Below are 13,609 nucleotides of genomic sequence, written 5' to 3'. Positions count from 1 at the left end.
AAAACCCACGCACTCGCAGTAACAGGTTGAGGTAAGGACCATGTCAATCAAGAACGCTCTGCTGGTAGATGATTCCAAGGTAGCCCGGTTTGCCCTGAGCAAACTCCTGGAAAGCCGGGATATGCAGGTCAATATGGCCAGTTCGGCCGAGGAAGCTCTGGAATTCCTGAACAGCCGTGAGCGTCCGGATGTGATTTTCATGGATCACCTGATGCCCGGCATGAACGGCGTGGAGGCGACCCGCGCCATCAAGGGTAACCCGGACACCGCCGATATTCCGATCATCATGTGCACCTCGAGAAAATCACCCTCCTTTACCGAGGAAGCGAAAAACTTCGGGGTCTACAACATCCTCACCAAACCTCCCCAGACCGACGGGCTGGGCGAGGTTCTGGACCAGCTGGCCAGCGATGTCAGCAACGGCAACCTGCCGGAGCCGGTATTCAGGGAACCACCCCGGCAGAGGGACGATGAAATTCTGGAAATTCCTGAAGAGGCGGCTGTCCGGCTATCTCCCAAATCCGAGCCTGAACCGGGTGTAAACGGCCATGGTTCAGCCAATGTTGTCCCCCTCACCAGCGAACTGATCGAACAGATCGCACGTTCGGCGGTAAAGACCCACATCAATAACCGCCTTCACGAGCTGCTCAGCGACCTCTTTGACGAACAGTTTGATCATCTGAAGCGTGCGCTGGATGAAGCCCGAAGCAAACAGGAAGCTGCCATCGATGAAAAACTGGGCGATCTTTCGGACCTGATCGAGCAGCGGACCCGGCACCTGCGGGATGACGTGGCCGCCGAGGTCAACCTGAACATGGCTCGCGAGATGGCCGACCTGAAAAGGGAACTCAAGCGGAATTCCGGGTTTACCAGCGCGCACATGGATGAGCTCAAGGACCACATCACCAGCGTGCAGACCATCGATACCGAGTTCTGGCAAACCCTGCAGTCCGAGGCGATCCAGCAGGCCCACGAAATCTCCCGTGAAACCTCGGAAGACATCGCTCAACGGACCATTGATCTTTACGTTGCCCAGCAGCGCGCTGCCAATTCCCGGGTTTATACCCTTGGGCTGGCTGTCAGTCTGGGCATCTTTAGCGTCGGTATCGCCTGGTTGTCGGGGCTGTTTGGCTGATCCTGGCGCGGACACGCCGCCAGTCCGCGAGCGTGTCGACATCGTCATGGACCCCTTCCACCGGCACCTGCGTCGCACCAACCTCTGTGAGCAGCCTGCCCGCGCCCCGATCTCCTTCCAGGGCCAGCACTTCCGGCCAAAGCCAACGCGGAAGATAAGCCGGGACACCGGCCCTGCCGCCGTAATCTGCCGCTATCGGCTGGTCGGGGACCTGCCGTGCCGCCTGCCCCATTGCCCGCAACGCCTCTGCATCCAGCAATGGCTGATCTGCCAGCAGCACAAAGGCTCCTTTCACCTGCGGTCCCAGACTCTCAACGCCCGTTGCAAGCGATGCGGACAACCCCTGGTCCCACGCCTCACAGGAGAGCCAGACCGAGGGCTGGGTACGGCACCGGAAACGGATCAGGGGGTACCACGCGCCGGTGACCACGCGGATATCCCGGCCAAGCATCCTGGCCTGCTGTAGCGCCTGATCCAGCAGAGTTCTGCCGCATGGCATTGTGAGCAAGGCTTTGGAGCGACCGAGACGGGTTGACGCCCCGGCAGCAAGTACAATAACGGCGAACCCCGGGTCTTCCGGGTGACAGCTGAATGTTCTGATAAGCACCCCGATAGCGATATCCAATGGCAGGAAGGCACCGGCACACTGCCGGAACTGCCGATTTTTGCTAGAATCCGCCCATCACTCAATCATACCCTCCGGACTCCCGATGAATCACCTGTTTGTCGACAACCTTACCGTCATCGATTTCGCCTATCTGGACGCCACGCGCGGGCTGGTGGGCGAGAGCTGGATTGCCGACGTCGTGCTCGGCGGGGAGCTGGACGAACAGGGCATGGTATTCGACTTCAGCAACGTCAAACGCACCATCAAACGTGTGATTGATGAGCGCGTTGACCATCGCCTGGTCATCCCCCGAGGTTACCAGGGCCTGATATGGGACGAGGACGAGCCGGATACGTTCACCTGGAAGCTCACCGATGGCAGCCAGATTGTCCATCGATCCCCCGATGAGGCCGTGGTGTGGCTGTCCGCCGAACACGTAGTGCCCTCCGCGGTGGCCCGTCTGCTGGAACACGAACTGATGGAAGTGTTACCCGCCAACGTCACCTCGGTGACCATCAACCTGCGTGAAGAAGTGATCGAGGGCGCCTACTACCACTACGTCCATGGCCTGAAAAAACACCTGGGCAACTGCCAGCGCATCGCCCACGGCCACCGCTCCCCGATCCGGATTGACCGCAACGGCCACCGGGACTACGACCTGGAGCGGCGCTGGGCAACTCTTTGGCGCGATATTTACGTGGGTTCCGAAGAAGACGTGGTGCGCCGGTACGTTGGCCAGGACGGCGTTCGCTACGTGACCTTCGAGTACGAAGCCAACCAGGGCGAATTCGCCCTCACCCTGCCCGAGGAGCGGGTGTACATGCTGGATACCGATACCACCGTCGAACTGATCGCCGCGCATATGGCGGACAAGCTGAAAGTGGAGTTTCCGACGGATGCGATTCGGGTGAAGGCCTATGAGGGGGTCGGAAAAGGGGCCATTGCCGAGCGCTGAATGGCGAAGTCGGGGTCAGATGAAAAAAGAGGGCCGTCGAAATCGCCGGCCCTCTTTTTTCATCTGACCCCATTCTCACAACAGAGCCCGAATCAGACTCAGGGGTCAGAAGAACGCTTTCTTCTGACCCCATCTTCACTTTCTCACAGACACAAAAAAACCGCCCGAAGGCGGTTTTTTTGCTGGCTTCCCGGTGGACTAAACCGTGAAACCAAATTGGCGTCCCCTAGGGGGTTCGAACCCCTGTTGCCGCCGTGAAAGGGCGGAGTCCTAGGCCACTAGACGAAGGGGACTAGAAATTGGTGGAGCCAGGCGGGATCGAACCGCCGACCTCAACACTGCCAGTGTTGCGCTCTCCCAGCTGAGCTATGGCCCCTCAACGGCTGCGTATATTAAGGATCCACCCTGGGGGCGTCAACACTTAAAAACACTTTTTTTTCAGTTTTCTGAACATCCCTGTCCAGATCGATTACTTCTTCGCCAAACCGGTTATTACGCACCCAGCGCGGCGTATTCCTTCTCCACTTTCTTGGTTTCTTTCTTGGAGAAACCGCCCAGAACCTCGAGGGCATGGCGCAACCGTGAACGGGTCATGTCCGGTCCAAGCAGGGCCATGGAATCCATAACAGACCAGGAGTTCGGGGTACCGGCAATCGCCACAAAGATCGGGAACATGAAATCGCCCATCTTCAGCTCCATTGCCTTGGCCAGGCCCTTGATGTCGGCAAAGATGTTTTCCTTGCTCCAGTGCCGCTCGGCCTCCAGCTTCCAGAGTGCGAACTGGAGCACTCGCTTGATCTGGGCCTCCTCCAGTTTGTTGTGGGCGAAGTCCTCCGGGGTCAGGTTGAGCATGCCCGAGAACATGAACTGGGACATGGGTACCACGTCGGAGAATACTTCCGCCCTGCCCTGCACATGCGGCACCAGAGCCTTTAGGGCATCCTCGTTGAACCACCACTGGCGCATGCGTTCCATGAACTGTTCTTCGTTCAGCTCTTCACGGAGCCAGTGACCGTTGAGCCAGCGCAGCTTCTCGACGTCAAAGACCGGACCACCGAGGGACACCCGCTGGATATCGAAGTTTTCGATCATCTCGTCCAGGGTGAACTTTTCCCGCTCATCGGGCATGGACCAGCCCATGCGGCCCAGGTAGTTGGTCACCGCCTCCGGCAGGAAACCCATGCGCTCATAGAAATTGATGCTGGTGGGGTTCTTGCGCTTCGACAGCTTGCTCTTGTCCGGGTTACGCAGCAGTGGCAGGTGGCACAGCACCGGCATGTCCCAGCCAAAGTATTGGTAAAGGAGCTTGTGCTTGGGTGCAGAGTTGATCCATTCCTCACCACGAAGTACATGGGTAATACCCATCAGGTAATCATCCACCACATTGGCGAGATGGTAAGTGGGCATGCCGTCGGACTTGAGCAGGATCTGGCAGTCGACCTGGCTCCAGTCGATCTCGATGGTGCCGCGCAGCATGTCATCGATCTCACAGACACCCTCATCCGGCACTTTCATTCGGATAACGTATTTTTCCCCGGCGTCGAGACGGCGCTGCACCTCCTCCTGAGACAACTCCAGGTCACCCTTGATGCCCGGGTTCATCCCCTTCGCTTTGCGCTCCTCCCGGATCGCATCCAGCTCCTCCGGTGTGCGGAAGCAGTAGAAGGCGTGCCCGGCCGTTACCAGATCCTCGGCATACTGGGCATACATGTGCTTGCGCTCGGACTGGCGGTAGGGGCCGTGGGGACCACCCACATCGGGGCCTTCATCCCAGTTCAGCCCCAACCAGCGCAGTGCCTGCAGGATATCCCGTTCGGATTCTGCAGTACTGCGCGCCTGGTCCGTGTCTTCGATGCGCAGAATGAACTGCCCACCGTGCTGACGGGCAAAGCACAGATTGAACAGGGCCACGTAGGCGGTACCAACGTGTGGATCTCCGGTAGGGGATGGAGCAATTCGGGTACGTACAGTCATAAACCTTCCTGAAATGTCGGTGGCCATTTGATAAAGCCGGCATTATACCGGCACGCCACCGATTTCGCATGATCATCCCATTGGCGGCCCGGGCCTATTTGTTATATTATAACATTTCAATCAGCACAGCTTCAGGAAGCCCGACAATGTCACTCTTGTCCCGTGTGGGTCGATCCCTCGCACCTGCTCTCTTCACCGCCACTGTTATCACAGCCACGCCCGCAAACGCCGAGGTGAAGGTGGTCACCTCCATCAAACCGGTGGAACTGCTGGTTCGAGCCGTAGCCACCGAGGACGTCCAGGTCACGACCCTGGTACCGCCGGGATCCAGTCCTCACAACTACACCATGCGTCCATCCCAGCGGCGCGCGCTGGAGAATGCGGACCTGATCTTCTGGGTGGGCCCGGAGATGGAATCCTTCCTGATCCGTCTGCTATCGGCAGACGATTTCCGGGGGCGCACCATCGCGCTCTCCGGAGAGGAAATTGACGGGGATGAACATCACGAAGAACAGGAGCACGATCACGGCCATGACCATGGCGAAGGCGAGGACCCGCATCTCTGGGTAGATCCGATGCGGGGTCTGGAGATGGCCCGGGATATTGCACAGGCACTGGTAATACAGGGAGGCGTTAACCAGCAGGCGATCAACCAGAATATGGCTGCGTTTGAAGCCGCACTGACTGAGCGGGAAGCGTCGATTCGCGAGCAGCTGGCGCCGGCTCGAGAGATCGACGTCTTTGCCTATCACAACGCCCTCACCCGCTTCGCGGAGCATTATGAGCTGGATCTGGCTGGCGTGCTGACTCTCAATCCGGAGCTTTCCCCGGGAGCCCGGCATGTCGCAGAGGTACAGAATAAGCTGCGCGAGGCCAGCCACCCGTGCCTGCTGACCGAACCCCAGTTCAACCGACAGTGGTGGCGGTCCATCACCGAGGGCCTGAACGTGACCTTCAGCACCTGGGATCCTCTGGCAATGGACATCGACGCCAACAGGACCGGCTATCTCGACTTCCAGCAATCCGTTGCCGATGCCGTACTCAAATGCCTACCAGAGGATACTCAGCATTAACGGAATGGAGGCCATGGCCAGCAGGGTCTGGCCGCTGATGATGCCCGCCATCAGTGGCGCGTCCCCGCCCAGCTGCCGGGCCAGGATGTAGGCAGAGGTGGCAGTGGGCAATGTTGCCAGCAGCACCGCCACCTGAACCATCAGGCCGTCGAGGCCCAGCATCCAGGCGAGCCCTGCCGCCATCAGCGGAAACGCCAGCAGCTTCAGCGCCGAGGACACCAGGAACGGCATCGATGCCCCACGCAAGGCAGTCAGCTGCAGCCCGGCGCCGACGGTCATCAGGCCCATGGGCAACGCGAGATTGCTTAATGGCTGCAGGATCCCCGCCAGCAGCGGGTGAAAACCGATCTGGAAATAACTCCACACCACCCCGATCACCGAGCCGACAATCAGCGGGTTGGTGACGATGGCCTTCAGGACCTGACTGAACCGAACCTTGTCCTGATCCGCCACCAGGGTAAACATCAGAATGCAGAGCAGATTCAGCAGCGGCACCATGACCGCAACCGCGATGGCGGTCAGGGAGAGGCCGTCATCGCCCAACAGCATGCCACCGGCCGCAAGGCCGACGTAGGAATTGAACCGGATAGCCCCCTGGTACACCGAGGAAAAAACCGGGCCGCTCCAACGCCAGATCAGCTGAGCCAAGACCAGCGCCAGCGTCATCGCCAGTAACATGCAGGAAATCAGCAGGGCAATCTCACCGTAGGCGGATGGGGGCAACCTCGCCTGGCCCAGCTTGAACACCAGCATGGCCGGAAACAGCACGTAGTAGGTAAACCGTTCCGCCTGGGGCCAGAACTCGCCACCGGGGAAATCCCAACGCCGGAAAAGATGGCCGAGCATGATCAGCACAAACACCGGCACCAGGGCCTGCACCATCACTGGCATATCAACCGCTCCACTGCGTGCATCCGGCCATCAGTCCTCAACCACCACCAGGCTCTCCGCCGAACCGGCCGCGTCCAGCCGGCCCAATGGGGCCAGCTCCAGCCCCTGCTCACGAGCTGCAGCCTCGAAAGCCGCACGGCTATTCTCGGCCACACAGACCATCAGGCCACCGCTGGTTTGGGGGTCGCAGAACACCAGTTTGTCGGCGTCCGTCATGCCATCGATAGCCTTGCCAAATGCGGCAGCGTTGCGGTGGGTACCACCGGGAATGCAGTCTGCGTCGATATAGGGCTGCAGGTTGGGCAATACCGGAATTGCCCCGCGGTTTACGGTAGCCCGAAGGCCACTGCCCCGGCAGATTTCCAGCAGATGTCCGGCCAGGCCGAAGCCGGTTACATCGGTCATGGCATGGACGCCCTCGACTTGCGCGAAGGCTTCGCCGACCCGGTTCAGGGTCGCCATGTTCTTGACCGCAACCGCAAGATCCTCCGCACTGACCTTTCCTTTCTTGGATGCACTGGTGAGGATCCCGACGCCCAGCGGCTTGGTCAGATACAGCAGGTCGCCAGCTTTTGCCGTGTCATTACGAATAATACGATCCACCGCCACCTGGCCCGTCACCGCCAGCCCGAAGATCGGCTCGGGCGAATCGATGCTGTGACCACCGGCCAGGGCAATGCCCGCCTCGGCACACACCGCCCGGCCACCCTCGATCACCTGGGCGGCGATCTCCGGCGCCAGTTCGTTCACCGGCCAACCCAGAATGGCAATAGCCATCACCGGCCTACCGCCCATGGCGTAGACATCGCTGATGGCATTGGCGGCGGCAATCCGCCCGAAATCGAACGGATCATCCACCACCGGCATGAAGAAATCGGTGGTGCTGATCACGCCAAGCCCATGGCCCACGTCCGCCACGGCGGCGTCATCCCGGCTACTGTTACCTACCAGCAGGCGCGGGTCCTTGAACTCGGGAACATCGGTGTGAAGGATGCGATCCAGTACATCGGGAGCAATCTTGCAGCCACAGCCCGCGCCGTGGCTGAATTCGGTCAGTCGGATAGCCAAGGTAGTTTCCTATTCTTTTGCACGAAAATAAAAGTCTTCAGGAAATACGCGCAAGTCTACCCGTCGGCCGGGTTTGCATCCATCTCTTCACTGACTGACCAGAAAATCCGCCAGGCGGCGGGTCAGGAAGCCCGGCAGCAGCTTGTTGGTGAACCACAGGCTGCGGGCCCGCTTGCCGGGAATGATCAGGAACCGGCGCTGATCAATCCCCCGGCGGATCTGCGCAACCGCGTGCTCCACCGGCAAAGTGCCCGCCATCAGCTTGAGCGATTCGGTCTGTTTTGGCCGGCTTTTGCGCTCCTCCACCACCATCGGCGTTTCCACCTCGGGTGGACAGACCAGAGACACATCGATACCCCGGGGCGCAAGCTCAATACGCAATACCTCCGCCAGACCAACCACGGCATACTTCGAAGCACAGTACGCTGAATACCCGTAACAGCCAACGAGTCCGGCCATGGAAGCCACAAACACCAGCTGGGAACCGGAGTTCAGATGGGGCAACACCCCGACTGCCACATGCCGCGACCCAAGCAGGTTGATGTTGATCAGTCGGGTGTAGGCATCATCGTCGATCTCATCAAACGGCGCTGCAATGCAGATACCGGCGCAATGGATAACCACGTCCGGCCCCTGCTCCGCCGCAGCCCCGGAGAACACCTCCCGGACCGAGGCGGGATCACTGACGTCCAGGGCAAAGGCGCGGACCGGGCCAGCGCCGGGGATGGCGGAAAGCTCGGTAACGGCAGTGTCAGTTGGCTGAATATCAAACAGAGTAACCGCGCAGCCGGATCGGGCATAATCCCGCGCAAGCTGGAGGCCGATGCCGCTGGCGCCGCCAGTGATGTAAACCTGTCTGGGAGAGCTGGATGATTCGATTTTGCGGGACTGGCTCATGCGGGGGACGATCTCCGTTCTGGTTATTGTTCCCTTTAGCTTAGCCAGCCATCCCGGAAGAGCCTATGCCTTCATTGACGGAGCGCGAAGTGGCCGAGCAGCCAATCAGCGCTCAAAGACCAAGCCACTCAGCCAGCTGAAGGTTGGTTTTTAACCGCAGACGCTGCTGCAACATACCTTCGAATACGCCGTCGAGGCTACGACTCTCACCCAGCAACGGAAGCGCCGCTTCCGCCTCCGAGTAAAATTGCTGCTCCCGTTCTGTTCCGACAATGGCATGCTCCCACCACTCGATAACCCTGGGCCGTGCCTGTTTCAACAGGGAATCCGCCGGGAGCCTCTCGGACTTCGCAGCATTGGCCGTGTGGGAAGCAGGTAGCAGATTCCACAGGTCGTTATTGTTCCAGCGGGACCAGGGAAAGCAGTGGTCAATGTCGTAGCGGCTCCGGGAAAGATCTCTGGCGGTCCACACACACTCCACTGGCCCGGTCGACAGCTGTTGCTCCACCAGTTTACGCACCACCGAGGTATCGCGCCGCCCTTCTACCCACTGCAGCGCCTTGTGATAAGTCTCCGACGAGTAGCGGGCCTCCCAGCTGCCCATCAGGTTGATCCACTCATTCACGATCGCCGGCTCTACCCAGCAGGCATAACGGCTGAAGGTATCCCAGAGCATGGCCGGTACGCGGAACCGCCCGAAACGGGCCAGGGTTTCTTTATCCAGCCGTACCGTCTCGCTGCGAATGGTCAGTCGGCTTTTGCTGCCCTCGAAAATCTGCCGATTGGTCCCTGGCCAAGTAGTGTATTTTGCAGGATTATCTAGGATGTTAGACACTGCCTGCTTGATAGCCCGCATAACCACCGGCGCAACCTCCGCCGACAGCGAAAGCCCCACACGGAAATCCAGCGGCGACAACTTGGCCAGCTCGTAAAAATCATCCCCCGCAAAGCCCAGCCCACGGGAACCCGGCGCCTGCCGCAAGTGATGCTTCAAGACCAACGGGTGATACAGCATGATCCAGAACAGACCCACTGCCCCCAGCGGCAGTTCCACCCAGTCATCCGACCGGTTCAGCACCAGCCCCGGCGCACTGTCGGCCATACGCACCAGCGTTCGCAGCAGCCCGAGCTTGTAGGTGGAGAATTTGTTGTCGTTGATGATGATATGTCGCAACGTGGGCAACGCCCCGGTGCCGTCATCCGGCAGACGATATACGGCGGTTTCCCACCACACATCCGCCCGTTTGAGTTCATCGGCACGGTGTATATCCGGTAACGGTACCGGCATAACCGCACGATGGCGGGCAAAACTGTCCAGCTCCGCTTTGGTGACTTCGTAGAACTTCCGCTCACCATCCCCCGGCCCGTGGCGCAGAGTGATCACCAACATGCCGGAGGGCGCCAACAGCTCCGTCAGAATTCGGAACGCCCGCTCGCGGGAACTGGGCGGAAGGTGCATCCAGACGGCAGACACCAGAATGAGATCAAACCGGTAGCTGAGCTTGCGGATTTCACTCAGGTCCGGCAGGGAATCATCCACCCACTGGATACTCCGGTGTGCTGTTGCCGCCTCGCCCAGGCGTCGCAACTCGCAAGCCGGCTCCACCGCCACAACATCCCAACCTCGCTCCGCCAGGGCCAGTGCATCGCGGCCGCTGCCGGCACCTACGTCCAGAGCAAGACCGGATTTCTTGTCCAGCAGGGGAAACCAGTCACCGTGGACCTGCTCGAAGGTCAGGGACTGGTATTGGTTGAAGAATTTTTGGGCGTTTTTGTGGTATGGGGCGTAAGTCATGCTACCGCTAACTTTGCAGCCTGTTGCCACATAAAGTTTGGCATAGGTGTACGGAGTTTCCACGTAATGCTCATAGGCTGTGAACCAGTGTGGGACACATAGTCGACCTCGCCGTAATTCACAAAGCCCATCGTGCGGCCGTATTCATCTTTGGTTTGCTCCCTCACAAACAGGAACAGTCGCTTGTTATTGAAGCCGTGCTCAAGATAGTCCTTTCCTTTCCCGCGGTCGGGCCGGGAGCTGTTTTGCGACTGCCAATGAAACAATTGCTCGTTTATGGCGTAGTCGTGATACATGGTGGTCGGTGAAAACTGCTTTTCGTTTTTGTCTAACGTGACAAACAATAGCTCGACATTCTGATCTTGAATCACAAAAACGCCCTCTCTTGACGGGGGCTGGTGATCGAATGTCATTGCACCAAATCCAACCAGAATTTGCTCTCGAGAATAACGCGCATGCAGGCGCAACGGGACTTGCTGCAAATCCGGCATAACTGGCTGCTCGTGCTTGGTCTGCGCCAGCTTCCAATCGAGGACATCAGACAACTCTTGCTCGAGCCCTAATTTCTTGAGTTTGGCCAAGCTCTGGGAAAGTGACTGAAACCCCAATTCAAATCCAGCTTTTTGCCAGAAATCGTAATGACACATCAGCGCCCGACGACTATCTTCCTGATCCCAAACAAAGCCCGCCTGGCACAACCTTTTAAGGAAAAGTAGGTATTTGTGATCGTCACAAATCAAAATCCGATTGAAGATCCCCTTTTTCGCTAGTTTGAACCGCGACTCATCATCAACTTCTTCATCTTTGGCTCTACTAACCAGCTCAGACCAACTGCCTCGCTTATACAGCTCATTGAGATCAATGTGTGGATGCTGAGTTAGAAAGTTCTTCAGTGTCAGCGGCTGTGTTGAATGCTGAGGAAACTGGCGAACCAGCGAAACCAGACGCTTCAGCGTCAGAGTGGCCTGCCGGATGTTAGTGAGCACCATCTCCTGGGTTTTCTTGGTCAGTTCAATCCGGCAACCCAGTGGCGCATGAGGGAAACCTTGTTTCAGTTCGTCGCTTATCGAACGTTCAGACTTACCCACTAGCGCTCTGAATTTATTCGCAAAATCATACTCTGGCCGGGAATTACCGACGAAATCCAGTACCGTGCAACAATCTTTGCCGTCGGCCAACCGAAGACCGCGGCCAAGCTGCTGCAAGAAAATGGTCAAGCTCTCCGTGGGACGGAGAAACAGCAGAGTATCCACTTCCGGAATGTCGATGCCTTCGTTGAAGATATCGACCACACACAACACGTTGATCTTCCCGGACCGAATGGCTTGCTGCTTTTGCTGACGTTCATGGCTGTTGTCACTGGTCAGCACATCAGCCTTGATACCATGAAGCAGGAGCTGCTGAACCATAAAATTCGCGTGATCGCGGCTCACACAGAATGCCAGCGCCTTCATGGCGCCTATATCGGTGACGATTTCCCGCAAACTGCGCAGTATCTTTTTTACTCGGTCATGGTTGTGCGTGTACAAGTTGGTTAGCTGAACGGGATCGTAACGACCACGATTCCACGGAATGGTGCGAAGATCAGTGTCGTCATCGACTCCAAAGTATTGGAATGGGCAAAGGTGGCGACGGTTGATTGCTTCTGGCAAGCGAAGCTCTGCCGCAATGACGCCACCAAAGTCGCCGAGAATATCGCCACCATCGTGCCGCTCCGGTGTTGCCGTCAGCCCCAGCAGGATTGAAGGCGAGAAATGCTCGAGGACTGATCGATAACTTGATGCGGCGATATGGTGCACCTCATCGATCACAATGTAGTCGTAGTAGTCCGGCGTCAGTTTGAGCTGATCCAGCTGGTTGTTTAACGTCTGGATGGATACGAACAACTGGCGGTAGTGATCAGGCAGTTGTCCTCCGACCCATAGCTCGCCAAAAGCGCTGTTTCTGAGTACGCCCCTGTATGCTTCACGGGCCTGTCGCAAGATTTCCTCCCGATGGGCAACGAAGAGGAAATTGGCGTTGGGTTTCGCTTTCAGAAATCGGTGGAAATCGAAGGCCGAAATCAGCGTCTTGCCGGTACCTGTGGCTGCTACGATGAGGTTCTGATAACGCCGGTGCACGTCCCGTTCTACGGAAAGCTGCTCCAGAATGTCCTTCTGATGTGGAAACGGCGTAATATCAAAAAAATGCACCGCGCCAGCATCATCCCATCCTTTCTGCTGCTTCAGTGCACGCTTGAGTTTCTCAGCGCTTTCCGCCTGGCCATCAAACTGCTCAAATTCGTCTGAAGCCCAATAGGTTTCAAAGGTGCTGAGGGACTTGTTGATAATGTGCGGAATTTCCTGAGACGTGATCTTCAGATTCCACTCAAGGCCATTGGTCAACGCCGAGCGGGAGAGGTTTGATGATCCGATATAGCCGGTGTGAAAGCCCGAATTTCTGAGGAACAAATAGCTCTTGGCGTGCAGCCTCTCGCGCTCGGTGTTGTAGCTCAGCCTCACTTCGGTGTTCGGCAAGCTGGCCAAATACTCAACCGCCCTCGCATCGGTCGCGCCCATGTAGGATGTGGTGATGATTTTCAGCTCGCGACCACTGGCGGTAAAGGCTTCCAGCTCTTTCCTGAAAATACGAATCCCGGCCCACTTGATGAACGACACCAGCCAGTAAATCGTGTCCGCTGAAAGGATTTCTCTTTTCAATTCGGACTCAAGTGACAGGCCGGCATTACTTCCCGAGAACAACTCACTCTGGGTAAGTCCCGTGAGAGGGTAAATATCTTCTACGTATTGCTTGAGGTTAGCTGCAACAGGGTTATCCAGCTCATACAGAGCGGTCAGAATCTTTCCCTGGCTATCAAGAAGATTCTCTTCCAGAAATCCGTCGTCCTGGATCTGCCCTTTCAACCAGATTAGCAGTTGGTTGGAGAACTTGATCTGCTTTTGCAGCCGGTCGTCGCCCGAGGGCACTGACTCAATGGCGAACTCAAGAATATTTGACAGGAAACGAGACAACCAAATCGACGCTTCCGCGCTGCTGAGGCGGCGTTCGCCAACGTAGAACCTTTCCCGATCCAGGCGGCTCTCGACGAGCTTTGTGATTAGCTGTTCGTAAATTCCGGTTTGCTGCATCAGTTATGCTCCATGCTGATGCAACTCACCACAGACCTCATCGATGGCGATATCAAGAACGGCTTCAACAAACGCTTTGGCGTTGT

At 57.7% G+C, this 13,609-nt stretch carries 10 protein-coding genes and 2 tRNA genes; 3 read left to right on the top strand and 9 right to left on the bottom strand.

The genetic code is table 11. The annotated features are described in order from the left end of the window. The first annotated feature begins 40 nt into the window (after positions 1-40). Complete coding sequence (locus MD273_RS05900) at positions 41-1,135, top strand: response regulator (protein WP_239036827.1); 1,095 nt, start codon at positions 41-43, stop codon at positions 1,133-1,135. On the opposite strand, the gene MD273_RS05895 is transcribed toward MD273_RS05900, so the two are convergent. After that, a complete protein-coding gene (locus MD273_RS05895; protein WP_353050295.1) occupies positions 1,095-1,742 on the bottom strand; it encodes a nucleotidyltransferase family protein in 648 nt (215 codons plus the stop codon). The genes MD273_RS05900 and MD273_RS05895 overlap by 41 nt on opposite strands. A 103-nt stretch (positions 1,743-1,845) precedes the next feature. On the opposite strand from MD273_RS05895, the gene MD273_RS05890 reads away from it, so the two are divergent. Continuing rightward, the gene (locus tag MD273_RS05890) at positions 1,846-2,697 is read left to right on the top strand and encodes a 6-carboxytetrahydropterin synthase (protein WP_239036825.1); all 852 of its coding nucleotides are present in this window, start codon (positions 1,846-1,848) and stop codon (positions 2,695-2,697) included. 217 nt (positions 2,698-2,914) lie between these two features. Here the strand turns inward: MD273_RS05890 and MD273_RS05885 are convergent. The 3 genes from MD273_RS05885 to gltX form a co-directional block, all read right to left on the bottom strand. Then, positions 2,915-2,990, bottom strand: a tRNA-Glu gene (locus MD273_RS05885). Positions 2,991-2,997: 7 nt separating this feature from the next. Beyond that, a tRNA-Ala gene (locus tag MD273_RS05880) sits at positions 2,998-3,073 on the bottom strand. A 116-nt stretch (positions 3,074-3,189) separates the two neighbouring features. After that, positions 3,190-4,671 carry a glutamate--tRNA ligase gene (gene gltX / locus MD273_RS05875; RefSeq protein ID WP_239036824.1) on the bottom strand — a complete coding sequence of 494 codons (1,482 nt, stop codon included), beginning with the start codon at positions 4,669-4,671 and terminating at the stop codon, positions 3,190-3,192. Positions 4,672-4,817: 146 nt separating this feature from the next. On the opposite strand from gltX, the gene MD273_RS05870 reads away from it, so the two are divergent. Then, positions 4,818-5,744, top strand: coding sequence for a zinc ABC transporter substrate-binding protein (locus MD273_RS05870; protein ID WP_239036823.1), 927 nt, complete (start codon positions 4,818-4,820; stop codon positions 5,742-5,744). Here the strand turns inward: MD273_RS05870 and MD273_RS05865 are convergent. The 5 genes from MD273_RS05865 to MD273_RS05845 form a co-directional block, all read right to left on the bottom strand. Beyond that, positions 5,721-6,635 carry an AEC family transporter gene (locus tag MD273_RS05865; protein ID WP_239036822.1) on the bottom strand — a complete coding sequence of 305 codons (915 nt, stop codon included), beginning with the start codon at positions 6,633-6,635 and terminating at the stop codon, positions 5,721-5,723. The two genes, MD273_RS05870 and MD273_RS05865, sit on opposite strands and share 24 nt — an antisense overlap. A 30-nt stretch (positions 6,636-6,665) precedes the next feature. Beyond that, a complete protein-coding gene (gene selD, locus MD273_RS05860; RefSeq protein WP_239036821.1) occupies positions 6,666-7,703 on the bottom strand; it encodes a selenide, water dikinase SelD in 1,038 nt (345 codons plus the stop codon). Positions 7,704-7,790: 87 nt separating this feature from the next. Continuing rightward, positions 7,791-8,600 (bottom strand): SDR family oxidoreductase, encoded by an 810-nt coding sequence (locus tag MD273_RS05855; RefSeq protein ID WP_239036820.1) that lies wholly within the window; start codon positions 8,598-8,600, stop codon positions 7,791-7,793. Positions 8,601-8,712: 112 nt separating this feature from the next. After that, entirely contained in the window at positions 8,713-10,395 is a 1,683-nt protein-coding gene (locus MD273_RS05850) for a class I SAM-dependent methyltransferase (protein WP_239036819.1), read from the bottom strand. Beyond that, positions 10,392-13,523 carry a DEAD/DEAH box helicase gene (locus MD273_RS05845; protein ID WP_239036818.1) on the bottom strand — a complete coding sequence of 1,044 codons (3,132 nt, stop codon included), beginning with the start codon at positions 13,521-13,523 and terminating at the stop codon, positions 10,392-10,394. Before MD273_RS05845 ends, MD273_RS05850 begins: the two co-directional genes overlap by 4 nt. Positions 13,524-13,609 lie beyond the last annotated feature (86 nt).

Origin of the sequence: Marinobacter sp. C7 (genome assembly GCF_022343555.1) — a bacterium.
In the GTDB taxonomy this organism is placed as follows: Bacteria; Pseudomonadota; Gammaproteobacteria; order Pseudomonadales; family Oleiphilaceae; genus Marinobacter.
The sequence above is the reverse complement of the archived record's forward strand: the minus strand, read 5'-3'. Positions and strand labels throughout refer to the sequence as shown.